We start from the raw sequence: 23,834 nt of genomic DNA on the forward strand, positions 1-23,834 counted from the left end.
GAAGCATGAAAAACTCGATATTCACTTGGATTGTCAAACTCATAGCAGTAATAATCCTTTTACAAACTTTATATTTCAAATTTACCGCTGCCGAAGAAAGCGTTTATATTTTCACCAAACTGGGCATCGAACCTTTTGGAAGAATAGGTTCCGGTCTTGTTGAATTGATTGCATCGATTTTAATTCTGATTCCACGAACCACTTTAATTGGTGCTCTATTAGGAGCGGGTACTATGCTTGGCGCTATTTTTTCACACCTGTTTGTCTTGGGGATTGAGGTGAAAAATGATGGTGGAGAATTGTTTATTTTGGCAATAATTACTTTACTTTGTTGTACGTTACTAATTATTCAAAACAGAAATAAGATTCAGGATTTGCTAAGATTTAAGATATAAAACTGAGGTATTACAAAAAACGTAATTAAGTTATAAATATAAAAATATGCTCATACCATCTTTGCACAAAACCTTAAATGAATTGGAGCTGTTGTTAAACCAACTTTCCAATGCCGATTTTACTTTGCCATGTAAGGGTTTGAGTAATGCAACAATTGGTGAACACACACGGCATATTATCGAAATGTTTCAGTGTCTCGAAAATCAATATGAAAATGGTGTTGTGAATTATGACAGAAGAAATCGCGATTACCGAATCCAAACCGATACTCATTTTGCGTTGCAATGTTTAACTGATATCAAAAATCAATTGGAAAAAGACAATAAAAAATTACTGTTGCAACAAATTATTGATGAAGAAGAATTGCATATCGAGAGTAATTATTTCAGAGAATTGTTATACAATTTGGAGCATTGCATTCATCATCAGGCCTTAATAAAAGTCGCAGTTTTGCAGTTGGAGCATTTACAAATTGATGCTGATTTTGGCGTGGCACCATCTACTATCGAATACAGAAAACAATGTGCACAGTAAGTTTTGTCAATGCCAATGGCAAAATTATCATTACTTCCAATCGTGATGAAAAGACATTGAGGCCAAACTCCATCGAACCCAAAAATTATCTCATCAACAACAAAAAAATCATCTTTCCAAAAGATCAAAAAGCTGGCGGAACATGGTTCGCTATTGATGAACACGCTACTATTTTAGTGCTTTTAAATGGTGCCGATGAAAGACATATTCTCAAAGAAAGTTACCGAAAAAGTCGCGGTTTGATTGTATTGGAATTAATCAGCAGCGAATCCGTAATTGCAGCATGGAAAAACATCGATTTGGAAAACATCGAACCTTTTACGCTGGTGCTTTTTCAAAATCAAAAATTGTATCAGTTGCGATGGAATGAAACTGAAAAAAGCACTTTGGAATTGGATACCAATCAGAGTCATATTTGGTCATCGTCAACTTTGTATTCAAAGGAAATCAGAGAAAAAAGAGCGAATTGGTTTTACACGTTTCTAGATGCAAAGCCGGAAGTGGACGACGAAGAATTGTTTAATTTTCACCGTTATACAGAAGAAGAAAACACCGAACACGGATTGGTTATCAATAGGAATGGGACACTGAAAACCCTGAGCATCACACAAACGATTATCGAAAAAAATAAAGTTGCAATTCATTACAATGATTTGATTGCCGAACAGGATTTTTCCAATACCTTTATTTCCGTCTGACAACTCATAATTTATAACTATTTGAGACTTTTTCTCCATAAATTGTTCCACTGGGAATATTGGCCATTTCAAATTGTCTATATTCCTATTTATTTTTTATGGTCGTATTATGCTTTGAAAGCAAGGACAATTTTCTTTTTTAATACTTGCAATCCAACGATGAAAAACGGTGGTTTTGTTATGGATAGCAAAATAGAAATCTATGATTTAATTCCGAAACAGTTTTATCCAACAACGAAATTTGTCAAAGAGAAAATACCTTTTGATGAAGTTGAAACCTTACTTGAAACTTCCAAAATTAATTTCCCTTTTATTGTAAAACCGGATATTGGTTTGCGCGGATCAGCGGTAAAAAAAGTAAGCAATTTAGAAGAATTAAAAGCCTATCACAACAAAGCTAATTTTGATTATTTAGTACAGGATTTGATTCCGTATGAAAACGAAGTCGGAATTTTCTATGTTCGTTTTCCATATGAAAAGCACGGGCAACTTACCGGAATTGTAGCCAAGGAATTTCTAATTATTGAAGGTGATGGCTGTTCAACGATTGAAGAATTATTGAAAGCCAATCCGCGTTACGAACTTCAGTTAAAAGCACTCGAAAAAGAATATGGTAGTCAGCTAAAAACCATTTTGGCAAATGGCGAAAAACGAAATCTAGTGCCTTATGGGAATCACGCTCGTGGCGCAAAATTTTTAGATTATAGTCATTTAATTTCTGCTGAATTGACCAAAGCCATTGACGAAATGTGTCTTCAGATTCCAGAGTTTTATTTTGGCAGAATGGATTTGATGTACAACACTTGGGAAGAACTTGAACAAGGCAAAAACTTTTCTATCGTTGAATTAAACGGTGCAGCGAGCGAACCAACGCATATTTATGACCCAAAGCATTCGTTGTTTTTTGCATGGAAAGAATTGGCGCGACACATTAGTTATATGTTTCGTATCAGTGTTGAAAATCACAAACGAGGATTTCCGTATTTGTCACACAAAGTTGGAATGGAACAATATAGGTTACATTTGGAACAAAGTAATAAAATTGTAAAATTTTAATGCAGAACCTTAAGAACATAGCAGTTGGTTTTCTGGTGAGTTTCATCGGCTCCATTCCCTTGGGATATCTGAATGTTGTGGGTTTTCAGGTTTATGAAAAAACGGGTTTATTTCCAACAGCTTTGTACTTATTGGGTGTAATTATTATTGAGTTTTTCGTGATTTATTTCACCTTGATTTTCGCTAATAAGTTAGCTGCCAATAAAAGACTAACCAAGTATATTGAAGGATTTTCGATAGTATTCATGTTTGTTTTGGCGTATGTTTTTTATTCCAGTGCCAATGCTAAAAGTGATTTTTCAACAAGCTTTAATTATGCACCATTCTTATTAGGCATAGTTTTGAGCTGTCTCAATTTTATCCAAATTCCGTTTTGGACCGGTTGGAATTTGTATTTGCTAAACGGAAACTACATAGAAGTTTCTAAATCAAGAAAATACTTTTATGTCTTCGGAACCATAACCGGAACATTTTGTGGTATGTTGGTGTTGATTCTTTCGCTTCATTATTTTGCTTCTAATGTAGATTTTTTGTCTAAATATTTAATGCAAATCATTATTCCACTGGTATTTGTTGGACTCGGGATTTTGCAGACGATTAAGTTTTACCGAAAATATTACCGTTAAATTTCAATCGTTTCATTTCCTAAGTTTTGTTATATTTACCAGACTTAAAATTACAAATGAAGAATGTAATCATCACAGGAACTTCGCGTGGCATCGGATTCGAGCTGGCTTTACAGTTTGCCAATGCTGGTCATCAGGTTTTGGCCATTTCCCGCAAAATCCCACAAGGTTTATTAGGAAACTCAAACATCACTTGTCTTTCCGTTGATTTGTCAAAAGAAAACGAACTTGTTGCTGTTGACAATTTTATTTCGCAAACATGGAAAAAAGTGGATGTCATCATTCACAACGCCGGAAGTTTGGTCAACAAACCATTTGCACAAACTACACAGCAAGATTTTGAAAATGTTTATAAAGTCAATGTTTTTGGTGTGGCCAATTTGACTCGGATTTGCCTGCCTTATTTGCAAAAAGGAAGTCATGTGGTTTCGATAAGTTCAATGGGCGGAATTCAGGGAAGCATGAAGTTTGCCGGACTTTCAGCTTATAGTTCGAGTAAAGGTGCCATAATAACATTATCTGAATTGTTAGCCGAAGAATACAAAGAGCAAGGCATTGCTTTTAATGTATTAGCACTTGGAGCGGTAAATACAGAAATGCTGCAGGAAGCTTTTCCGGGTTATGAAGCTCCGATTTCTGCGGGAGCAATGGCCGATTATATTTTCAATTTTGCCCTAACGGGAAACAAATATCACAACGGAAAAATAATTCAGGTTTCATCTTCAACGCCATAATTTTGAGCGAAGTCTTATCCAAATACTTGCCCGAACACGCCGTACTTTCTTGCTTTGAATTAATCAAAGAGAATAATGTGCATCTAAAAATTGTCAACGAACGACAAACGCGTCATGGTGATTATCGACGAGCTGTTGGTGGGAAACACGAAATTACGGTCAATGCCAATTTGAATAAATACCGATTTCTAATTACGTTGGTTCATGAGATTTCGCATTTGGTTGCTTATGAAAAATACGGGCGACTTATAAAACCACATGGCAACGAATGGAAAATTACCTTTCAGCGTTTGATGGTTCCGTTTATTCGACCGGAAATATTTCCGCATGCTGTCCTGCCTTTGATTGCCAATCATTTCAGAAATCCAACAGCGAGTAGTGATACCGATGCCCGATTGGCTTTTGCCCTAAAACAATTTGACGAAAGAAAACCTGATGTTCATTTCGTACACGAAGTACCAAGCGGCAGTATGTTCCGAATAAAAAATGGCAGAATTTTTCAAAAGAAAGGCTTACGCGTAAAGCGTTATGAATGTCTGGAAGTAAAAACAGGAAGACTTTATTTGTTTAATGCCAACGCTGAGGTGGAAATTTTGCCTGGTTAAATAATCTGTCATGAAAAAAGTTCAAATTGCTTTATTCTTTCTGTTGTTTTCAAAACTAAGTTTTGGGCAGGATTATCTTTTACCAAATGAAGAAGTTCTTTTTTCATTTGAGACAAAGGCTGGCAAAAAAATGATTTTAGCTAAAGATAAGCATGGTAAATATATAGTTTACAGATTTGGCACTTCAAAAAAAATCGAATTAGAATATCCCGAAAAGAATAAAGAAAGTTGGAATAAGTTTACCTTTGCGTATTATAGTAGAGGAGGCGGAGTTCAAAACTTAGCTATGGATTTAAACAATGTTTTTTTTAAAATAGGCAATTTTGAATATTCGATTCATGAGAATTATTATTCTGAAAGTAATGAAAATGATGTAGGAATCACAATCAGGAATACAGCGACAGAAAAGACTTCAGAAATTTATGGAAAATATAATTCTGTAAAAGGGTCCTTATATAAATTTAGAAGCAATAAGTTACTCAAAATAGATGAGGATAGAATAGACTAAGAAATTATGAATAAAAATTATTACGCAATAGTAATGGCTGGTGGTGTTGGTTCAAGATTTTGGCCGGTCAGTACTACCGATTTTCCTAAACAGTTTCACGACATGTTGGGTTCAGGCGATACTTTGATCCAAAAAACATTCAGCCGCTTATCAAAATTGATTCCAGCGGAAAACATTTTGATACTGACAAACGAGCGTTACAACGATTTGGTTTTGGAACAATTACCAATGGTAAAACAAGAACAGGTATTGTTAGAACCAGCGATGCGAAATACTGCACCATGCATTTTATATGCTTCACTAAAAATTCAAAAGCAAAATCCAAATGCCGTTATGGTTGTTGCGCCAAGTGATCACTGGATTGAAGATGAAGATGAATTTTCAGGAAATTTGCAACAGTGTTTTGACTTCTGTCAAAAAGAAAATGCCTTGATGACCTTAGGCATACAACCAACATTTCCGAACACAGGTTTTGGTTATATCGAATTTGATAAATCAGATGCAAATCCGATTAAGAAAGTGAATCAGTTTCGTGAAAAACCTGATTATGAAACGGCAAAAGCATTTTTAGATTCCGGAAATTTCCTTTGGAATGGTGGGATTTTTATTTGGAGTGTAAAATCGATTACGGAAGCTTTTGAAAAATTTCAACCACAAATGAATGGCTTGTTTCAGCAAGGTTCTGAAAGTTACAATACCGACAGCGAAAAGCAATTTATCCAAACGAATTACGAAAAAGCTGAAAACATCTCGATTGATTATGCTGTGATGGAAAAGGCAAAAAATGTTTACGTTTTGCCAGCCACTTTTGATTGGAATGATTTGGGAACTTGGGGTTCGCTACATGACAAATTAGACAAAGACGACAATAATAATACGGTAGTGAATGCGACTGTAATTTTGGAGAATGCATCCAACAACATCATTCGTTCCGAAGCAAAAAAACTAGTAGTTATAGATGGTTTGGATGATTACATTATTGTCGATAATGAAAATGTACTGATGATTTATCCAAAAAGCAAAGAGCAGGATATCAAGCGGATTACGGAAATTGCCAACAAATTATAAAAGAAAAGGAGCTGATTAGTTCCTTTTTTATTTAAAAAACTAAGATTTTACACAACTAAAATAAATTTGTATTATCTTGTACTCTTATCTAAAAAGTAGGATTGATGCTTGGTAAAAGGCTGTATTTATTTTTGACGTTTTTGTTTTTTGTGCAATTTGCTCAGGGACAACTGTCAAATTTCACTTTGAATGTTACAGCGACAAATGAAACATGTCCTTCTAATGGGACTTTAACTTTTGCGGTTTCCAATACAACTACAGGCTCCACATTTTTATATTCGGTCTACTTACTTCCGGATGTTACTACACCAATTTCTGTTCAGTCGGCCACAACAATTTCGGGATTACCAGCTGGTAATTATAGGGTTGTCGCGACTCAGTCTTTGGGAGGTGAAAGCGGGACACAGCAACAAGACGCAACGATTGTTAATACGACAAGTCTTTTAACCTATCAAACAACCAGCACTAATGAAATTTGTGGTAATGACGGAACCATAACGGTCAATGTGACAACCGGGACAGCAGCAAGTTATCAAATTATTTCCGGGCCTATGACAAGGCCATTGCAAACTTCTAATTTGTTTACCGGTTTAACAGCAGGAGTTTATCAGATAAGGGTTGTTGATACTTGTGGGCAGGCAGTTGTTCAGACTTATACTTTATTTAAAACGGATACCAATATAAACTTTACTTTAATGAATCCCTCCATGGTTAGCTGTACTATGGCTAACATTGGTGCCAGTTTTCAACCGGCTTTATCATCCGGAATAATAAGATATCCTCTTCAGATAGTCATTGTATTTTCTCCACCTACAGGGCCATCAATTACCTATAATCAAACGTTAACTACTGGAAATGGGTTTTCCCAACAAGTTCCATACTTTCCCAACAGTAATTACTCTTTTACCATAACAGATGGTTGTGGTACGGTTTATAATTTAAATGGAGTAATAGAAGTTTTACCGCCTATCGGTGGTCCTGGTTATACGGTTGGACCTCAAGATTGTGATTTTCAACTAATAAATTTTTCTAACGTAACTTCATTGATTTTGGTGTCAGCACCTCCGGGTTATGCAGGCACATTGCCGCAAAATTTTGATTCTTCGATAGTCAATGCAGAGGTAGTTGTTCATGATGTAGTTCCGGGAACCTATATCTTTAACGTTATTGATGCTTGTGGTAATCCCCAGACCGTTACGGTAATAGTTTCGACAAATCAAGGAGCTAATCCTCCTTACTATGTAATTGCCAGCCCGACGTGTATAGACGTGACACTTTTTGTATATGACGTTGATCAGCTGATAATGATTTCAGCTCCTCCGACATATACCGTTCCATTACCTCATGACTACAGCAGTTTAATAAATTCCGCACATTATGCTGTTTTTGTTCATTTACCTGTTGGAACGTATGTTTTTAATGTTGTAGATCGATGTGGAAATGCATTACCTATGACTGTTGTTATAACTTCACAAACAAATCCGCCGACAGTTTCTGTAAGAGAAGGATGCGAAAATGGTTTTGGCTCGTTTCGAATGTCAGGAGATTTGATAGCGGTTTCGATAACATCAGCACCAACGGCATATACAGGTCCGGTACCGGCTGATCTATCAGGAAATATTGTATCAAGCGGAACCAGGTTTACTATGGATTCGTTGCCTCCGGGAAGTTATAGTTTTCAATCTACCAATTCCTGCGGTGGCACTTTTACAACCAATATAACTATTTTAGGTTATCAGCAAAATACGAATGTTGTAATTGCTCCTAACTGTGGTTCATTTAATCTTACTTTGAATCATACCAGTAACAATAATTTTGGTGCTACATATTGGTTGCAAAAATTTGACGCGGCAAGCGGAAACTGGGTGCATCCTTTGACGGATATAGTTTATACAGATGGATCATTTCCGACAACAACAAATTCTTTTGAGCTAACAAATAATGGTACAACTTTTAATATTGCTTTTGTCGGCCATTTTAGGATACTGAAAGTTTTTAACGTTTTTACAACCGGAATCTCTTCACAGGTTAATTGTTTTAAAGTTATTTATGAGTTCGACTTTTATAATGTGCCAAGAATTATTGATGTGTTTCCGGTTTCATGCGGTTCAACTTTTGAAGTTGTGGTAAATGCAGTAGGAAATTCAGCTTTGGTTTATCGAATCACAACTAAAAACGGTCTGCCTTTTTTGGTTGAAAACGGAAGCTCAAATCTTTTTTCAGGATTAGAGCCCGGCACATATAATTTTGAAGTTGAAGATGTATGCCATAATAGTGCGAACAGTCAATTTCAGGTTTTAAATCCAGCCCCAATGACAATAGCCAGCTCCATTTCGTGTGATGGGCAAAGTGCTTCTTTAACAGTAGCCAATTTCCCATTTCTGACATATCAATGGTGGAAAGACAACAATACGACAACTATTTTGAGTACCACCAATTCATTAAATTTTTCCTCGTTTAATTCAGCTTTGGATAACGGAACCTATCATGTTAGAATTACCTATTTAGGTAATCCTGCTTCCTGCCTTAACCAAGTTTTGGATTATGAAGTGAACATAAATAATACTACTCCGCAGGCCGGAAATGACAATACTGTTTCTTATTGTGGCAGACAGGGAGTTATTGATATGACTACTTTATTAACGGGAACATTTCAGCCTTTGGGAACTTGGACAGAAATAACCACAAGTGGAACCCTGACAAATAATTTATGGGATTCATCGACTGTTCCGTTTGGAATCTATCAGTTTAAATATACCGTTATAGGAAGCTGTGCTTCGACAGATGATGCAACGATTAACATTACGATTAAGGCCATTCCGGAAACGCCGGTTGCCAGTGCTGACCCAATACTATGTGAAACTCAAAATGTGAATCTATTTGCCACTTTTGTAGCAAACGGGAACTATAATTGGACTGGTCCTAACGGATTTGCATCAACGCTGCAAAACCCAACTATAAATTCGGTTTCTGTTAGTGATAATGGGACTTACACAGTTAATGTAACTCAAAATGGCTGTCAATCTGGAAATTCAAGTGTTGAGGTCTTGGTTAATCCTTTGCCAAGTTTTACTTTAAATCAGAGTTGTGTTGGCAAAGATTATCAGCTTTGGTACACCAGACAAAATGAAACCTCTTTTGATGAAGCTACTTCAACATTTAGCTGGACAGGCCCAAATAATTATACAAGTAATCAGAATCCAATAACAATTACGGGAGGCGAATTGGGAGTTTATTCTCTAAGTATTACAAACCAGTTTGGTTGTGAAGTAACTAACACTATCGATGTTGTACGTAACATTTGTTTTATTCCAAATGTAATTACGCCTAACAATGATCAAACAAATGAAAGCCTGGACTTAACAGGATTTGGTGTTGATAAACTTGAAATCTACAATCGTTGGGGCAGAAAAGTGTATGAAAAAAGTAATTATTCAGACGAGTGGCATGGTCAGAATATGAACGGAGGCATATTGCCGGATTCAACTTATTACTACATTATTAAATTAGATACTGCCGAAATTAAAAACGGCTGGATTTTCCTGACTAGAGGCTGATTTATTCTTCTTTATTCTGTGCTTTTCTAATTTTCTTGAAAAGATTAGACGAATAAACAAAGTCGGTTATGGCTTCATTGTCAGTTTTGAAAATGTCTTTTTTGGTTCCTTCCCAAGCCAAAATTCCTTTTTTCAGAAAGATAATTTTTTCGCCAATTTCCATCACCGAGTTCATATCGTGCGTATTGATAACTGTTGTGATATTGTACTCTACAGTAATCTCATGTATCAGGTTGTCAATGATTATGGCTGTTTTTGGATCGAGCCCTGAGTTTGGTTCGTCACAAAAAAGATACTTCGGATTGTTCACAATCGCACGGGCAATCGCTACACGCTTTTGCATTCCACCCGAAAGCTCAGAAGGTTTTTTATGATGTGCGTCTTTCAAATCAACTCTGTCAATTACAAAATCGACACGTTCTTTTATTTCGGCAGCGGTTTTAGTAGTAAACATTTTTAACGGAAACCCAACATTTTCCTCCACAGTCATGCTGTCAAAAAGTGCACTTCCCTGGAATACCATCCCAATTTCGGTGCGTAACGCTCTTTTTTCATCCGGATTTAAATCCGAATAAATTCTACCGTCAAATGAAATAGTTCCTTTTTCGGGTGTATGAATTCCGAGTAGACTTTTGAGCAAAACCGTTTTTCCGGAACCACTTTGACCAATAATCAAATTGGTTTTACCAGTTTCAAAAATGGTAGAAACCCCTTTTAAAACCTTAGTATCTCCGAAAGATTTCTCTACGTTTTTTACTTCTATCATTAGGTCAAAAGTAATTGGGTTAATATATAGTTTACCAAAATAATTGTCACCGCTGTCCATACAAAAGAAACCGTACTAGCTTTTCCAACTTCAAGTGCGCCACCTTTCATATAATAGCCATGAAATGATGGAATAGTCGCCAGAATTAAAGCAAAAGCAAAGGTTTTGATGAAGGCATATGCAATATGAAAAGGAATAAATTCCTGTTGAATTCCGGTGATAAAATCATTACTCGAAGCGAATCCGCCATAAACTGCCGCAATCCAACCGCCAAAAATTCCTAAAAACATAGCAATTCCAATGACAAAAGGATAGAGTAACAGCGCAATTATTTTTGGGAAAACCAAATAATTTAAAGAGTTTACACCCATAACTTCTAAAGCATCAATTTGCTCGGTAACACGCATCGTTCCTATACTCGACGTAATAAAAGAACCCATTTTTCCTGCCATGATTATCGAAATAAATGTCGGTGCAAATTCTAAGATTACCGATTGTCTTGTAGCAAAACCAATCAGGTATTTTGGAATTAACGGATTGGTTAAGTTTAAGGCAGTCTGAATCGAAACTACGCCACCAACAAAGAAGGATATAAAGCAAACAATTCCGAGTGAGTCAATGATTAAGTCATCAATTTCTTTGAAGATTAAGGTTCTCATGACCGACCATTTTGTTGGTTTGTTGAAAATCTCTTTCCACATCAGAAAGTATCTTCCTATTTGCGATAAATACCGAATTAGCATCATGAGTTAAAAATATTGTCAAAAATAGGGAGAAGTTATGAGTTATGAGTTATGAGTTATGAGTTTTTTTGGGGCGTTTCCCTTCGGGTCGGGCTATCCGTTACAATCTTTTGTTTTGTGAAAATTCCCTCGACTGCGCTCGGGATGACAAAACAAAAGGATTTTCACTACTATCCCTAACGCACCTTTCTTAGAACAATTTCTCCTTCATCTTTTTCCAACGATAATTCCGAATGAATTTGGCTTGTTCAGTTGTAACTAAAAGTGGTTTTTTTGCCGATTTTGCTTTCCAGAACCCATTGATATAATCAAAGAATAATAGCGGTTTTCTTTTTCGCATGGCTAATTTTAAGGATGCAATTGAAGTGATGAAAAAGCCGTAACCTAAACTATAAAAAGCTTCGCCTTGTTTGTAACGTGCGGTTTTGTTGTAATTCGCGCCCGTTGGTTTTAGGTGTTTTACTTTTAGCGTTCGATCGGTTACTACTTTCCAATCATAAAATTTACAAAGTAACTCATCAACCGTGTCCCAACCCATGGCTGGTTTTAATCCGCCAATTTGTTTAAAGCAATCTTTTCGGTAAGCTTTAAAAGCACCACGAATATGGTCTTTATCAGTAAGGTTTTCCAGAATCCAGTCACCATTTTTTTCGATGTAGGCAAAGCCACCAACCATTCCGATTTTGTCATCTGATTTGAAATGAGAAATTATGGTTTCAAAATAATTGCTTGGAAAAATCAAATCGGCATCTACTTTTACAATGAAATCATAATTGTCATCCAAAGTTTCCAAACCTTTTTGAAACGCCTGAATTACTTTGCTTCCCGGTAAATGTATGGTATCAGAAGTTTTATTGACCAATGAAATAAACGGATACTCTTTGGCGAAAGCCGTAACAATTTCTTCGGTTTTATCGGTAGAATTGTCATTGACCACTACTATTTTTTTTGGCAAAACGGTTTGCTCGACTAACGATTGTAATGTTAGTGAGATAAAGTTTTCTTCGTTGTGAGATGGAATAACGATGTAGTAGTTCATTGTCTCGCAAAGCCGCAAAGCCGCTAATGTTTTAAATAGTTATAAATCTTTCTAGCTTTTAACTCTTTCGGCATACACCATATAATAGCGTGGGGTGAAATAGCGCAGCAATGGACGGAAACCTAATTTCTTTACAGGATGTGTGAATTTCACGCGGTCAACAATTTTCCAGCCGGTTTTTTCTAATAACCAATCCAATTGCCAATCTTCAAATTCGTGGTAATGTCTGTCCCATTTATCGGTTTTGCTTCTGTAAGCCGGAGAAAACCATAATCGCAACGGAATCGAAATTAATAATTTGTCGCATTTTACGTTTTCCAAAACGGTATACGGATTCAACAAATGCTCAAAAATTTCAAAACCGGTAAAGACATTATAAGTTTCATTTTGTAATGCCGTTTGGTCGTTATCCAAATCTTCACCTTTAGTATTGATGACAGTATAACCATTATCTTCCATGATTTTTGAAAATGGATTTGGCACACCAAGGTCAAAAATGGTTTCGGAAGTTTTGATGTGTTTCTTTAAAAATGCCAGTGTAAGGTTGAAGCGTTTGCTTGGATAGGTCTTCTCGTACATGTTCGAAATATTAAGCCGCGAAGTTACAATTTTTACATTTTATATACGATAGCATTGACATTCATTCCGGCGCCAACCGAAGCAAAAAGAATAACATCACCTTTTTTAATCGAATGATTTTCAAGTTGGCCCTTTACCAATAAATCATATAATGTTGGAACGGTTGCCACACTTGAATTACCCAATTTGTGAATGCTCATTGGCATAATTCCGTCCGGTGGTGTTTGACCGTGAAGTTTATAAAATCTTTGGATAATGGCTTCATCCATTTTTTCATTAGCCTGATGGATGAGTATTTTTTTAATGTCTTTAATATCAACGCCGCTTTTTTCCAGACATTCTTTCATGGCTTTTGGTACTTGACTTAAAGCAAATTCATAAATCTTTCTTCCGTGCATTTTGATATAACGCACATCGGGATCATGCGTTTTATTGAATGAATTCCCAAAAAATAAATAATAGGCTTCATCATAAGTGAACGTTGCCGTTTCGTGTGCCAAAATTCCGCCTTCATCATCAGTAGCTTCAATGATAGTAGCGCCGGCACCATCCGAATAAATCATAGAATCTCTGTCGTGTAAATCAACTACGCGGGAAAGGGTTTCGGCTCCGATAACCAAACATTTTTTAGCCATACCGGCTTTTATAAATGCCTGCGCCTGAATAACACCTTCAACCCAACCCGGACAACCAAAAAGCATGTCATAGCAAACGCATTTTGGGTTTTTTATACGCAAATCAAATTTGACTCTGGTTGCCAAACTTGGTAATAAATCGGTTTGAATAGCTCCCTTTTTTACATTCCCAAAGTTGTGGGCAAAAATGATATAATCCAACGTTTCAGGATCAATTTTTGAATCTTCAATGGCTCTTTTTGCAGCAATAAATGCAATGTCAGAAGTTTGCAAATCATCAGTAACATAGCGACGTTCCTGAATACCTGTTATTTCCAGAAATTTTTCGGCAACGATATCATTCGGATGTGGAAATGGTGTTCCGTCATCATTCAAAAAAACGTGTTCGGCAAAATCTTTATTGGATACTATTTCAGTCGGAATATAACTCCCGGAACCGGTTATTTTTGTACTCATTATTTTAATTATTTCATTGCGAAATTAGAAATAAAAGCTGTTGAATGTTACTAAAATATAAATAATCGAGATTTAATTATGAATATTTTCAATATTGATTACATAAATTGAGAAAATCACATCTTTTTGCCTTTTTCCTGTGCTATTTTTATCTGCATTATGGTGCCAATACTCAAAGCCTGTGTTTTTATTTGTTCTGCTTTTTCGCCTTTGAAGTTTTCATCAACAGTAGTAAAAAAATGGTTGAGCCATATTTTAAACAGCTCAGGCGAAAGGTATTCTTTAGCATTCACATCCAAATGTATTTGAGTCAAATTTTTGGTATAACCTCCAGTTCCGAGGATTGCTTGAGACCAAAAGGTAACCAGAATCGGCAAATGCTCTTCGATTTTAATCTTAACAACATCTGTGAAAATGTAACTTATAGAATCATCCGACAATAATTTTTTGTAGAATTCATCAACAAGTAAGTATAAATCGTCTTGGTTTAGGATGTCGTGCATTGGTTCTTTATTTGGAACAAAAATATAAATTACTGCTTTCTGATTTACTGATTAAAATCAGCTTTTAAAATTAAAATCCCAAACTCACATCTGGAATTTGGGATTTTAATATTGGAATTTTATAGTTTACATATACGCTTCAATTGGCGCACAAGAACAAACTAAATTTCTGTCGCCATACGCATCATCAACACGACGCACACTTGGCCAGAATTTGTTTTCGTGAATATAATCCAATGGATACGCTGCTTGTTCTCTGGTGTATGGCATATTCCAATCGTTGGAAGTCAGCATCGCCAAAGTATGTGGTGAATTTTTCAATACGTTATTTGCATCGTCAGCAGAAGCCGCATCAATTTCTTTTCTGATCGAAATCATTGCATCACAAAAACGATCTAACTCAGCTAAATCTTCCGATTCTGTTGGTTCAACCATCAAGGTTCCGGCAACCGGGAAAGAAACTGTTGGCGCATGGAAACCATAATCCATCAGACGTTTTGCGATATCAGTAACTTCAATTCCGTTTTGTTTGAACGAACGACAATCCAAAATCATTTCGTGAGCTGCACGTCCCATTTCTCCCGAATATAAAACCGGATAATGCTCTTCTAAACGGGCTTTCATATAATTGGCATTCAAAATAGCGTGTTCCGTAGAGCTTTTTAGTCCTTCCGCACCAAGCATTGTGATATAACCATACGATATCAAACAAACCAAAGCTGAACCATAAGGCGCAGAAGAAATGGCAGTAATCGCATTATTTCCACCTACCGGAATGATTGGGTTGGTTGGTAAAAACGGCACTAATTTTTCGTTTACACAAATTGGCCCAACTCCGGGACCACCACCACCATGAGGAATAGCGAAAGTCTTGTGTAAGTTTAAGTGGCATACGTCAGCACCAATTGTTGCCGGATTTGTTAATCCAACCTGCGCATTCATATTGGCACCATCCATATAAACCAAACCGCCATTGTCGTGAATGATTTTGGTGATTTCACAAATAGCACTTTCAAAAACGCCATGAGTTGATGGATAGGTTACCATCAAACAAGACAAATCAGCTGCGTGCTCTATTGCTCTGGCTCTTAAATCTTCCACATCGATATTACCGTTTTCCATGGTTTTGGTAACTATAATGTGCATTCCGGCCATTGCTGCTGAAGCAGGATTTGTTCCGTGTGCCGAAGATGGAATCAAACATACATTTCTGTGATTGTCACCACGTGATAAATGATAAGCACGAATCGCCATAAGTCCGGCATATTCGCCTTGTGCACCCGAATTAGGCTGCAAAGTAGTTCCGGCAAAACCGGTTACTACGTTCAATTGTTGCTCTAATTTTTTAAGCATCGTGATATAACCTTCTGCTTGCTCGATAGGCGCAAAAGGGTGAATGCTGTTCCAGTTTGCCATTGATAACGGCAACATTTCGGCAGCGGCATTCAATTTCATTGTGCAAGAACCTAAAGAAATCATAGAATGATTTAACGATAAATCTTTGCGCTCTAATTTTTTGATATAACGCATCAACTGAGATTCAGAATGATGGTTGTTGAAAACATCATGCATCAGGAAAGCTGATTTTCTTTCCAGGCCAGCAACGAAATTATCAGAAGTTGATAAGTTAGAAACAGTTACTTTATCTTTTCCGGTTGCTTCTGCAAAAATGGCTATGATTTGATTGATGTCAGCAATAGAAGTGGTTTCGTTTAATGAAATCGAAATCGTATCGGCATCAACATAATAGAAATTTACTTTGTTTTTCTCAGCAATCGCTTTTACTTTTTGTGCATCCGCTTTTACAGAAATCGTATCGAAGAAAGCTGAATTTGTTTGGTAAACACCTAATTTATTCAAAGCATCTGCCAATGTAACCGCAGATGAATGTACTTTGTTAGCAATATAACGCAATCCTTTTGGTCCGTGATAAACCGCATACATTCCGGCCATAACAGCAAGTAAAACCTGAGCCGTACAAATATTAGAAGTTGCTTTTTCACGTTTGATATGTTGCTCACGGGTTCCCAAAGCCATACGTAAGGCACGGTTACCGTTTGCATCAATAGAAACGCCAATAATTCTTCCCGGCATCGAACGCTTATATTCTTCTTTAGTCGCAAAGTAAGCCGCGTGCGGTCCACCATAACCCATTGGAATTCCGAAACGTTGTGTAGTTCCTACAACAACTGCAGCACCCATTTCACCGGGAGAAGTCAATTTTGCCAATGACAAAATATCGGCAGCAACGGCTACTTTAATATCGCTTTCACTTGCTTTAGCGATAAATCCGGCGTAATCATTTACCTGACCATATTTACCAGGATATTGTAAAATCGCACCGAAGAAATCAGTAGAGAAATCAAAATCTTCATGATTTCCCACCACTAATTCAATGTTTAGTGGAGTAGAACGCGTTTGTAGTATGGATAAGGTTTGTGGCAATATTTCTTCAGAAACGAAGAATTTATTTGTGTTGATTTTCTTTTGGTCACGAGTACGAACATCGAACAATAAAGCCATGGCTTCAGCTGCAGCAGTTCCTTCGTCTAATAGCGAAGCATTTGCGATTTCCATTCCCGTTAACTCGATAACAGTAGTTTGAAAATTCAAAATAGCTTCTAATCTTCCTTGTGCAATTTCCGCCTGATAAGGCGTGTAAGCAGTATACCAACCCGGATTTTCAAAAACATTTCTTTGAATTACAGCCGGAATAATTGTTGGGTGATAACCCAACCCGATGTACGATTTGTATACTTTATTTTTTTTGCCTAATTCATGAATGTGTTGCGAATACTCATATTCAGTCATTGGTGCATCCAAATTCAGATCGTTTTTCAAACGAATATCATCCGGAATCGTTTCATAAATTAGTTGGTCAAAGTTTTCAACTCCTATGGTTTTGAACATGTGGTTTAGGTCGTTCTCACGTGGACCTATGTGGCGTAGTGCAAATGCGTCTGTTCTCATTAAATTGTAAGTTCTAAGTGTGTTTAGTTGTGCTTGTTTTTAACGCCAACAAAAGTAATTATTAAACTCTAAATTTTAGGTTAAAAGGATTGTAAATTTCACGAATTTTTCAACTAAAAGAGGTGCTTATTAACATATTGACTAAATTTGTGTAATGAGCATTTTAAAGCGACTTCTCGACTTTTATATCAACAGCAGTATTCATGTCGCGCTGGCTGTTTATGCTTTGGTGCGAATGACGGGTTATTTGTTTGATATAGCCAGTATAGATGTGCCGGCTTTGTTTGCTTTTTTTGGTACAATCGTTGGCTATAATTTTGTGAAGTACGATGCTTTGGCACGAACACAAAAACTACAAATGCGAACCGAATTAAAGGCGATTGCTGTCTTGAGTTCCCTTTCTTTTTTGGCAACCTGCTATTACTTTTTCCAACTGGAACAAGTAACAAAAATCATCGCTGTTGTCTTTCTGATATTGACAATGCTGTACACTTTGCCTTTTTTTCCAAATCGGAATAATGCCCGGAATTGGGCTGGCGTAAAGATTTACATTGTGGCACTTTGCTGGGTTGGAGTGACTTTGTTCTTACCAATTATTAATGTTGGAATTCCATTGACATTCGATATTTTTGTACTTGCTGTTCAGCGTTTTATTTTAATTTTTGTGCTGATATTGATTTTTGAAATTATCGATTTGAAGGTTGATGACCCCAATTTAAAAACAGTGCCACAGCAAATAGGAGTAGATCATACAAAAATTGTTGGTGCTGTTTTACTGTTACTGTTTATACTGTTATGTTTTTTCCAAATTGATTTTAGCTTTCCGTCATTGTTCGTCAGATCGGGAGTCGCTTTTACCATTTTTCTTTTTCTGCTTTTTGCCCACGAAAAACAGTCAAAATACTATAGCACATTTTGGGTAGAAAGTATACCGATTTTGTGGTGGGTTTTAATATTAGTGACTACAAAAATATGATGAATAGGGAAGTTTTATTTTTCGGGTTTAGATTTACGGTTCTTACTTTTTCATTGCTGGCATTTGCCTGGACCATTTGCCTGTTTGGTGTTTTGCCCTATTTTTTGCATAGCAACGGTTGGGTTTATATTTTCTATACTTTTGGTGCCTTGATTCTTGCAGGTTTTGTGAACAGAAAATTACTCCTTTTGCTTGTAGCTGTTTTTTTTATCAGTAAAACAGCCGTAATCTGGTTCCAGAATTTCATGCTTGTTTTTAGTGGCTTTCTGGCAACTTTTATCTACCGCTTGTTTGTTTATAAAAGTTTTTGGATGACCATCACTCATTTTCTGATTATCACATTCAGCGTTTTTATCTATTACACTTTGCTGATTAAAGTGATAAGAATAGTTGAAGAAGATTAGCAGTTGTTTTTCTCTGCTAAATTTTTAATGAATTCATTTCTTTCCTCTATGAAAGAAGTTAAATGCTTTTTCAAAATCAATTTATCGAATAGCGTTCCAAAAATACCAAGTGGAGTTTCATATTGAAGAAAATCAATCATGGCAGTTGTTCCATTTTGGCTTACAAAACTATGTTCGTGACGAAAGAACTTAAAATAACCTTTTATCATCTCATCAACAAAATAATCAGGGTTTTCCATTTCTGTGATTTTGCTTTGATGCTTTAAATAAATTCCAAAATGCTTTCCTTTAAAGGTAACTGTTTCATTTAGATTTATCATTCCGCCTGTAACTCCGGCAATGGCTTTTTCATTTGATTTAGCTGTTGACAATTTATGGATGTCAATGTTTCGGCTTAAATCGAAAACAGTTTGAATTGGCGCTTTTATTTTGGTGATGAGATGAATTGTGGTCACTGATTTCTTTTTTTATAGATTATGAAAGTAAGATATAAAGCAAGTAGAGGTGGAGTTCCAAATAAGCCAAAAGTAAGGAAGTTGTGATACCCAGTTTGAGCATTGATATACCAAGTAATGAAAAATAAAACTACTAAGGCAATATATACCTGAAGATATTTGTCATTTGGTTCATCACGAAGCATCAAAATTCCCACAATAACCTGAAACAAACCAGTAAGCATTGTTGATAGTAATCCCCAGAAAAGGAAGTTTTCATCAATTACTCCGAATAAACAAAGCAGTATTGGAACTCCGATAAATGCAAGATTTAGTTTGAATAGGCTTTTCATGATTATTAAAGTTTATAATGACCAATTATATTATGAATAAAAAGGAACGTATTCACCACGGCAAAAAGCACAAACAAAGTATTCATCCCATAGCTCCCTATCTTAAAAATCTTTTTTTGTGGAATTTGATACATTGGATAATAAGCAATTTGTGTGGCCACTTTTCCAACCCAATAAGCAGCAATTAATCCTGTTAAAGCAACTGCCAATGCTGATTGTTCTTTTAATTCATTTGTAAATAGTATTGCAATCAATCCAAATGAAAAGTTTAATCCCTGTATGTAACGTCCATAGGTTTTACAAATCTCCTGATTCAAAGGTTTAAGTTGTTTGACATCATTGTACCAGTCAAAAACATGATGACGGATGTAAGGATAAATTAGAGCAGTAAATATCAGGCCACAGCCACTTAGGATGATGAGCCAGTTTGGGATTGTTGTGTTCATGGTTTGATGATTTCTGTATTGATTTCTATAATTAAAAAGTGAAAGTAAATGGCAATTAACATGGGCAGAATGAAGTAGCATATCATTCCGGGAAAATCAAAGATGTTTCCGGAAAATGGCAGGCTAACAAGGTCAATAATTACTAGTGCCCAGTATAATTTCAATCTTGATTTTAACTTTACATTCAACAATTTATAGCAATTATAACTTATGATGACAGCAATTATAAGTTGACTAATACCAAGCAGTATTTGTAAAACCATGGCAAGTGATATGCCTACAACAGAAATATATAAGATTGAAGTAGGATATAATATCAGTTTATTTGCATTTATAAGGGTGTCCAGGTTTTTCATAATTAGATATTGTTTTAAACTTTCAGAAAAAATTGAAAGTTTTGATTAAAAAAATGTTTATTTCATAAACTTAACCAGAATTTGTGCCAACCAATTGTCTTTGTATTCTGTGATTTTGTCCATAACATTATCGGCTTTTAAAACAAAATCGTATAATTTGGTTGTTTGCTCTACAAAGTGTCTTTCTTCTGCTGTTGCATTGGCTTCAATCGAAGAAACTTCTTTTAAAACTTTCAAAGCTGGTTTGATTTCTCTTTTGCTTCTTTCTTTTGAAATTTTTACGGCCAATTCATCTAAATCCTTTTCAGCTGTGAAAAACTCTCTTCTTTCTCCGGCTTTGTATTCTTTGTAAACGATTCCCCAATCCATTAATGCTCTCAAATTCATAGAAGCGTTTCCTCTTGAAATCTGCAATTCTTCCATTATGTCTTCCATTGAAACCGCTTCATTCGATACCATCAATAACGCATGAATCTGAGCCATGGTTTTGTTAATACCCCATTGTGAGCCTAATGCTCCCCATGTCTGAACGAATTTATTTTTAGCTTCTTTGAATTTCATTTGTCGCTTTTATTGTTTTTTAAAGGTCAAATGCAAATCGCAATTAAAATTGCTCATTGTCATGAGTCAAAGGTAAACAAAAGTTTTTAAACTTTCAAAAAAAAATGAAAGTTATTTTAAATTATTATGGCGTTCCCTTTCAGGTCGGGCTTTCCGCGCTACATGGTAGCTAGCTTCAATCCCTAACGCAGTCCACGTTAAATAAAAAACCGAAGCATAACTCCGGTTTCTAAATATCTAACAATCTAAATTAATCCCGCTCGCTTAAGTAAAGCTTCAGGTTTTGGTTCCTGTCCGCGGAAGCGTTTGTATAATTCCATCGGTAATTCGGTTCCGCCTTTTGACAATACGTTTTCTTTGAATTTGGTCGCGACTTCAGTGTTGAAAATTCCTTTTTCCTGAAAATACGCAAACGCATCGGCATCGAGAACTTCTGCCCATTTGTAGCTGTAATAACCCGAAGAATAGCCACCTTGAAAAATATGCGAAAACGAAACACTCATGCAGTTTTCTTCCACATCAGGATATAAAGACGTTCCATCAAATGCGACTTTTTCAAACGCTTTTACATCCGTAATCGCATTTGGATTGTTACTGTGGAAAGCCATATCTAAAATCCCGAAACTCAATTGGCGCAACGTTGCCATTCCTTCTAAAAAGCTGGCACTTTCTTTAATTTTATTTACAAATTCCTGTGGAATGATTTCTCCCGTTTCATAATGTTTGGCAAAAATCGCCAAGGCTTCTGGCTCGTAGCACCAGTTTTCCATCACCTGACTTGGCAATTCCACAAAATCCCAATAAACAGAAGTTCCCGATAAACTTGGATAAGTAGTATTGGCCAACATGCCGTGTAAAGCGTGTCCAAATTCATGAAACAAAGTCGTTACTTCGTTAAAGGTCAGGAGTGAAGGTTTGCTTTCGGTTGGAGGCGAAAAGTTGCACACTATAGAAACATGCGGTCTTTCGTTAACACCATCCTTTATATATTGTGGTTTGAAAGAAGTCATCCACGCGCCATTTCGTTTCCCTTTTCTTGGAAAAAAGTCGGCATAGAAAATGGCAACCAATTCATTTTGGAAATCCAAAACTTCAAAAGTCTGCACATCTTCATGGTATTTATCAATATCAAAAACTTCTTTGAATCTGATCCCGAATAACTTTTCAGCCACAGTAAACGCACCATTCAAAACATTTTCCAGTTTGAAATATGGCTTTAATTGTTCGTCATCAAAATCGAAAAGTTTTTGTTTTAGTTTTTCTGAATAGTAAGCACCATCCCATTTTTCCAATTGATCAATTCCGTCGAGTTCTTTTGCGAAAGCGGTTAATTGTGCAAATTCTTTCTCGGCTGCCGGTTTGGCTTTGGCTAACAAATCATTCAAAAACGATTTTACTTTTTCCGGAGTTTGTGCCATTCGTTCTTCGAGAACAAAATCAGAATGGGTTTTGTAACCTAATAAATTAGCACGTTCAAAACGTAATTTGGCAATCTTCAACGCAATTTCCTGATTGTCGAATTCGTTATTTTGGAATGCTTTCTTACCGTTGGCAATCGCCAATTCTTTTCTAAGTTCGCGATTGTCGGCATAGGTAACAAACGGAATATAACTTGGGTAATCCAAAGTGAAAATCCAGCCTTCCATATTTTTTGATTTTGCCAGACTTGCCGCGGCTTCAACTGTTCCTTCCGGCAAACCTTTTATATCGTTTTCATTGGTAATATGCAATTGATAATTGTTGGTTTCCGCCAGCACATTTTCCCCGTAAGTCAGTTTTAGTTTGGACAAATCCGTATCAATTTCACGTAAACGTGCTTTTTTATCTTCTGGTAAAAGTGCTCCGTTTCGGGAAAAGCTTTTGAATTTTTTATCTAATAATGTGGCTTGTTCTGTTGTTAAATTTAGCTTGTCTTTTTGTTCGTAAACTGCTTTTACACGTTTGAACAAATCTTCATTTAACGCAATATCGTTACTGAAAGCAGTTAATAACGGAGAAACATCCTGCGCAATTTTTTGCATTTCTTCACAAGTTTCAGCCGAATTCATATTAAAGAAAATCGACGATAATCGGTCTAAAGCTTCGCCTGAAAAATCTAATGCTTCGATAGTATTTTCGAAAGTTGGTGCTTCCGGATTGTTGGTAATGGCATCAACTTCAGTTCTGGCTTTGGCGATGTTTTCTTCGAAAGCGGTTTGATAATCTTCTAATTTGATTTGACTAAAAGGTGCCGTATTGTGTTTTGTGTTGAATTTTTGTGTTAGGATTTTCATTGCTCGCAGAGGCGCAAAGGCGCAAAGTTTAAGTGTTTTTTTAGGGGTTTTTTTAACCTATTTTTTCATTTCATCCGATGATTTGTTCACCGCATCTTTTAGAGATTCTTTGTAAATGATAATTTTATCAAGTACCATTTTGTCGTGGCTTCCGATAATTTGTGCTGCCAGAATTCCGGCGTTTTTTGCTCCGTTAAGCGCCACAGTTGCCACAGGAACGCCGCCAGGCATTTGCAAAATAGACAAAACTGAATCCCAACCATCAATAGAATTGCTCGATTTTACGGGAACGCCAATCACAGGCAATGGCGACATAGAAGCAACCATACCAGGTAAATGTGCTGCACCACCAGCTCCGGCAATAATTACTGTAATGCCACGCGTATGTGCTTTTTTACTGAAATCAAATAATTTTTCCGGCGTTCGGTGTGCCGAAACAATATCGACTTCGGTCTCGATGTCAAAACTTTTTAGAATGTCGATGGCTTCCTGCATTACGGGTAAATCTGATTTTGAACCCATGATTATGGCTACTTTGCTCATTTTCTATTTTGAATT

Annotated in this window: 26 protein-coding genes; 12 read left to right on the forward strand and 14 right to left on the reverse strand. The window is 36.2% G+C overall.

The window, feature by feature from the left end; translation table 11 throughout:
* Window positions 1-5: 5 nt before the first annotated feature.
* From GS03_RS05645 to GS03_RS05690, 10 genes are all read left to right on the forward strand, one after another.
* Window positions 6-395, forward strand: coding sequence for a DoxX family protein (locus GS03_RS05645; RefSeq protein ID WP_136151584.1), 390 nt, complete (start codon window positions 6-8; stop codon window positions 393-395).
* Window positions 396-441: 46 nt separating this feature from the next.
* Window positions 442-930 carry a DinB family protein gene (locus GS03_RS05650; protein ID WP_136151585.1) on the forward strand — a complete coding sequence of 163 codons (489 nt, stop codon included), beginning with the start codon at window positions 442-444 and terminating at the stop codon, window positions 928-930.
* Window positions 918-1,628 (forward strand): NRDE family protein, encoded by a 711-nt coding sequence (locus GS03_RS05655; protein WP_136151586.1) that lies wholly within the window; start codon window positions 918-920, stop codon window positions 1,626-1,628. Before GS03_RS05650 ends, GS03_RS05655 begins: the two co-directional genes overlap by 13 nt.
* 180 nt (window positions 1,629-1,808) lie before the next feature.
* Entirely contained in the window at window positions 1,809-2,684 is an 876-nt protein-coding gene (locus tag GS03_RS05660; protein WP_317128592.1) for an ATP-grasp domain-containing protein, read from the forward strand.
* Complete coding sequence (locus GS03_RS05665; protein WP_136151588.1) at window positions 2,684-3,310, forward strand: hypothetical protein; 627 nt, start codon at window positions 2,684-2,686, stop codon at window positions 3,308-3,310. Before GS03_RS05660 ends, GS03_RS05665 begins: the two co-directional genes overlap by 1 nt.
* A 56-nt stretch (window positions 3,311-3,366) precedes the next feature.
* Complete coding sequence (locus GS03_RS05670; RefSeq protein ID WP_136151589.1) at window positions 3,367-4,044, forward strand: SDR family NAD(P)-dependent oxidoreductase; 678 nt, start codon at window positions 3,367-3,369, stop codon at window positions 4,042-4,044.
* A gap of 2 nt (window positions 4,045-4,046) precedes the next feature.
* Window positions 4,047-4,649, forward strand: coding sequence for a SprT-like domain-containing protein (locus tag GS03_RS05675; RefSeq protein ID WP_136151590.1), 603 nt, complete (start codon window positions 4,047-4,049; stop codon window positions 4,647-4,649).
* Between the two features lie 10 nt (window positions 4,650-4,659).
* Entirely contained in the window at window positions 4,660-5,157 is a 498-nt protein-coding gene (locus tag GS03_RS05680; RefSeq protein WP_136151591.1) for a hypothetical protein, read from the forward strand.
* A 6-nt stretch (window positions 5,158-5,163) separates the two neighbouring features.
* Window positions 5,164-6,225, forward strand: a complete 1,062-nt coding sequence (locus GS03_RS05685; RefSeq protein WP_136151592.1) for a mannose-1-phosphate guanylyltransferase — start codon at window positions 5,164-5,166, stop codon at window positions 6,223-6,225.
* Between the two features lie 104 nt (window positions 6,226-6,329).
* Complete coding sequence (locus tag GS03_RS05690; RefSeq protein ID WP_136151593.1) at window positions 6,330-9,782, forward strand: gliding motility-associated C-terminal domain-containing protein; 3,453 nt, start codon at window positions 6,330-6,332, stop codon at window positions 9,780-9,782.
* Between the two features lies 1 nt (window position 9,783).
* Here GS03_RS05690 and GS03_RS05695 read toward each other — a convergent pair whose 3' ends face one another.
* From GS03_RS05695 to gcvP, 7 genes are all read right to left on the reverse strand, one after another.
* On the reverse strand, window positions 9,784-10,548 hold the full coding sequence (locus tag GS03_RS05695; protein WP_136151594.1) for an ABC transporter ATP-binding protein: 765 nt from the start codon (window positions 10,546-10,548) through the stop codon (window positions 9,784-9,786).
* On the reverse strand, window positions 10,548-11,294 hold the full coding sequence (locus GS03_RS05700; protein WP_136151595.1) for an MlaE family ABC transporter permease: 747 nt from the start codon (window positions 11,292-11,294) through the stop codon (window positions 10,548-10,550). The genes GS03_RS05695 and GS03_RS05700 overlap by 1 nt, the downstream gene beginning before the upstream one ends.
* A gap of 187 nt (window positions 11,295-11,481) precedes the next feature.
* Window positions 11,482-12,330, reverse strand: a complete 849-nt coding sequence (locus tag GS03_RS05705; protein WP_136151596.1) for a glycosyltransferase — start codon at window positions 12,328-12,330, stop codon at window positions 11,482-11,484.
* A gap of 51 nt (window positions 12,331-12,381) precedes the next feature.
* On the reverse strand, window positions 12,382-12,909 hold the full coding sequence (locus tag GS03_RS05710; RefSeq protein ID WP_136151597.1) for a class I SAM-dependent methyltransferase: 528 nt from the start codon (window positions 12,907-12,909) through the stop codon (window positions 12,382-12,384).
* A 32-nt stretch (window positions 12,910-12,941) separates the two neighbouring features.
* The gene (locus tag GS03_RS05715; protein ID WP_136151598.1) at window positions 12,942-14,000 is read right to left on the reverse strand and encodes a 3-oxoacyl-ACP synthase III family protein; all 1,059 of its coding nucleotides are present in this window, start codon (window positions 13,998-14,000) and stop codon (window positions 12,942-12,944) included.
* 116 nt (window positions 14,001-14,116) lie between these two features.
* A complete protein-coding gene (locus tag GS03_RS05720) occupies window positions 14,117-14,503 on the reverse strand; it encodes a group III truncated hemoglobin (protein ID WP_136151599.1) in 387 nt (128 codons plus the stop codon).
* Between the two features lie 126 nt (window positions 14,504-14,629).
* On the reverse strand, window positions 14,630-17,473 hold the full coding sequence (gcvP, locus tag GS03_RS05725) for an aminomethyl-transferring glycine dehydrogenase (protein ID WP_136151600.1): 2,844 nt from the start codon (window positions 17,471-17,473) through the stop codon (window positions 14,630-14,632).
* 154 nt (window positions 17,474-17,627) lie between these two features.
* Between gcvP and GS03_RS05730 the strand changes: the two genes are divergently transcribed.
* Together GS03_RS05730 and GS03_RS05735 are read left to right on the forward strand one after the other, a co-directional pair.
* The gene (locus tag GS03_RS05730; RefSeq protein WP_136151601.1) at window positions 17,628-18,449 is read left to right on the forward strand and encodes a UbiA prenyltransferase family protein; all 822 of its coding nucleotides are present in this window, start codon (window positions 17,628-17,630) and stop codon (window positions 18,447-18,449) included.
* Window positions 18,446-18,853 (forward strand): large conductance mechanosensitive channel protein MscL, encoded by a 408-nt coding sequence (locus GS03_RS05735; protein ID WP_136151602.1) that lies wholly within the window; start codon window positions 18,446-18,448, stop codon window positions 18,851-18,853. The genes GS03_RS05730 and GS03_RS05735 overlap by 4 nt, the downstream gene beginning before the upstream one ends.
* Here GS03_RS05735 and GS03_RS05740 read toward each other — a convergent pair.
* From GS03_RS05740 to purE, 7 genes are all read right to left on the reverse strand, one after another.
* Window positions 18,850-19,308: an SRPBCC family protein gene (locus GS03_RS05740; RefSeq protein WP_136151603.1), complete on the reverse strand. Its 459-nt coding sequence runs from the start codon at window positions 19,306-19,308 to the stop codon at window positions 18,850-18,852. The two genes, GS03_RS05735 and GS03_RS05740, sit on opposite strands and share 4 nt — an antisense overlap.
* Window positions 19,305-19,640, reverse strand: a complete 336-nt coding sequence (locus GS03_RS05745) for a hypothetical protein (RefSeq protein WP_136151604.1) — start codon at window positions 19,638-19,640, stop codon at window positions 19,305-19,307. The genes GS03_RS05740 and GS03_RS05745 overlap by 4 nt, the downstream gene beginning before the upstream one ends.
* A gap of 5 nt (window positions 19,641-19,645) precedes the next feature.
* Window positions 19,646-20,086 carry a hypothetical protein gene (locus GS03_RS05750; RefSeq protein ID WP_136151605.1) on the reverse strand — a complete coding sequence of 147 codons (441 nt, stop codon included), beginning with the start codon at window positions 20,084-20,086 and terminating at the stop codon, window positions 19,646-19,648.
* On the reverse strand, window positions 20,083-20,442 hold the full coding sequence (locus GS03_RS05755) for a hypothetical protein (protein WP_136151606.1): 360 nt from the start codon (window positions 20,440-20,442) through the stop codon (window positions 20,083-20,085). Before GS03_RS05755 ends, GS03_RS05750 begins: the two co-directional genes overlap by 4 nt.
* Window positions 20,443-20,499: 57 nt before the next feature.
* Window positions 20,500-21,003: a GbsR/MarR family transcriptional regulator gene (locus GS03_RS05760; RefSeq protein WP_136151607.1), complete on the reverse strand. Its 504-nt coding sequence runs from the start codon at window positions 21,001-21,003 to the stop codon at window positions 20,500-20,502.
* Window positions 21,004-21,248: 245 nt separating this feature from the next.
* Entirely contained in the window at window positions 21,249-23,276 is a 2,028-nt protein-coding gene (locus tag GS03_RS05765) for a M3 family metallopeptidase (RefSeq protein WP_136151608.1), read from the reverse strand.
* Between the two features lie 57 nt (window positions 23,277-23,333).
* Window positions 23,334-23,819 (reverse strand): 5-(carboxyamino)imidazole ribonucleotide mutase, encoded by a 486-nt coding sequence (gene purE, locus GS03_RS05770; protein ID WP_136151609.1) that lies wholly within the window; start codon window positions 23,817-23,819, stop codon window positions 23,334-23,336.
* Between the last annotated feature and the right edge of the window lie 15 nt (window positions 23,820-23,834).

Origin of the sequence: Flavobacterium sangjuense (assembly GCF_004797125.1) — a bacterium.
GTDB lineage: Bacteria > Bacteroidota > Bacteroidia > Flavobacteriales > Flavobacteriaceae > Flavobacterium > Flavobacterium sangjuense.

What these genes read in the sequence shown, in the direction of transcription:
- GS03_RS05645 (WP_136151584.1), top strand. Translation starts at nt 6, where the DNA reads ATGAAAAACTCGATATTCACTTGGATTGTCAAACTCATAGCAGTAATA.
- GS03_RS05650 (WP_136151585.1), top strand. Translation starts at nt 442, where the DNA reads ATGCTCATACCATCTTTGCACAAAACCTTAAATGAATTGGAGCTGTTG.
- GS03_RS05655 (WP_136151586.1), top strand. Translation starts at nt 918, where the DNA reads ATGTGCACAGTAAGTTTTGTCAATGCCAATGGCAAAATTATCATTACT.
- GS03_RS05660 (WP_317128592.1), top strand. Translation starts at nt 1,809, where the DNA reads ATGGATAGCAAAATAGAAATCTATGATTTAATTCCGAAACAGTTTTAT.
- GS03_RS05665 (WP_136151588.1), top strand. Translation starts at nt 2,684, where the DNA reads ATGCAGAACCTTAAGAACATAGCAGTTGGTTTTCTGGTGAGTTTCATC.
- GS03_RS05670 (WP_136151589.1), top strand. Translation starts at nt 3,367, where the DNA reads ATGAAGAATGTAATCATCACAGGAACTTCGCGTGGCATCGGATTCGAG.
- GS03_RS05680 (WP_136151591.1), top strand. Translation starts at nt 4,660, where the DNA reads ATGAAAAAAGTTCAAATTGCTTTATTCTTTCTGTTGTTTTCAAAACTA.
- GS03_RS05685 (WP_136151592.1), top strand. Translation starts at nt 5,164, where the DNA reads ATGAATAAAAATTATTACGCAATAGTAATGGCTGGTGGTGTTGGTTCA.
- GS03_RS05690 (WP_136151593.1), top strand. Translation starts at nt 6,330, where the DNA reads ATGCTTGGTAAAAGGCTGTATTTATTTTTGACGTTTTTGTTTTTTGTG.
- GS03_RS05695 (WP_136151594.1), bottom strand. Translation starts at nt 10,548, where the DNA reads ATGATAGAAGTAAAAAACGTAGAGAAATCTTTCGGAGATACTAAGGTT.
- GS03_RS05700 (WP_136151595.1), bottom strand. Translation starts at nt 11,294, where the DNA reads ATGATGCTAATTCGGTATTTATCGCAAATAGGAAGATACTTTCTGATG.
- GS03_RS05705 (WP_136151596.1), bottom strand. Translation starts at nt 12,330, where the DNA reads ATGAACTACTACATCGTTATTCCATCTCACAACGAAGAAAACTTTATC.
- GS03_RS05710 (WP_136151597.1), bottom strand. Translation starts at nt 12,909, where the DNA reads ATGTACGAGAAGACCTATCCAAGCAAACGCTTCAACCTTACACTGGCA.
- GS03_RS05715 (WP_136151598.1), bottom strand. Translation starts at nt 14,000, where the DNA reads ATGAGTACAAAAATAACCGGTTCCGGGAGTTATATTCCGACTGAAATA.
- GS03_RS05720 (WP_136151599.1), bottom strand. Translation starts at nt 14,503, where the DNA reads ATGCACGACATCCTAAACCAAGACGATTTATACTTACTTGTTGATGAA.
- gcvP (WP_136151600.1), bottom strand. Translation starts at nt 17,473, where the DNA reads ATGAGAACAGACGCATTTGCACTACGCCACATAGGTCCACGTGAGAAC.
- GS03_RS05730 (WP_136151601.1), top strand. Translation starts at nt 17,628, where the DNA reads ATGAGCATTTTAAAGCGACTTCTCGACTTTTATATCAACAGCAGTATT.
- GS03_RS05735 (WP_136151602.1), top strand. Translation starts at nt 18,446, where the DNA reads ATGATGAATAGGGAAGTTTTATTTTTCGGGTTTAGATTTACGGTTCTT.
- GS03_RS05745 (WP_136151604.1), bottom strand. Translation starts at nt 19,640, where the DNA reads ATGAAAAGCCTATTCAAACTAAATCTTGCATTTATCGGAGTTCCAATA.
- GS03_RS05750 (WP_136151605.1), bottom strand. Translation starts at nt 20,086, where the DNA reads ATGAACACAACAATCCCAAACTGGCTCATCATCCTAAGTGGCTGTGGC.
- GS03_RS05755 (WP_136151606.1), bottom strand. Translation starts at nt 20,442, where the DNA reads ATGAAAAACCTGGACACCCTTATAAATGCAAATAAACTGATATTATAT.
- GS03_RS05760 (WP_136151607.1), bottom strand. Translation starts at nt 21,003, where the DNA reads ATGAAATTCAAAGAAGCTAAAAATAAATTCGTTCAGACATGGGGAGCA.
- GS03_RS05765 (WP_136151608.1), bottom strand. Translation starts at nt 23,276, where the DNA reads ATGAAAATCCTAACACAAAAATTCAACACAAAACACAATACGGCACCT.
- purE (WP_136151609.1), bottom strand. Translation starts at nt 23,819, where the DNA reads ATGAGCAAAGTAGCCATAATCATGGGTTCAAAATCAGATTTACCCGTA.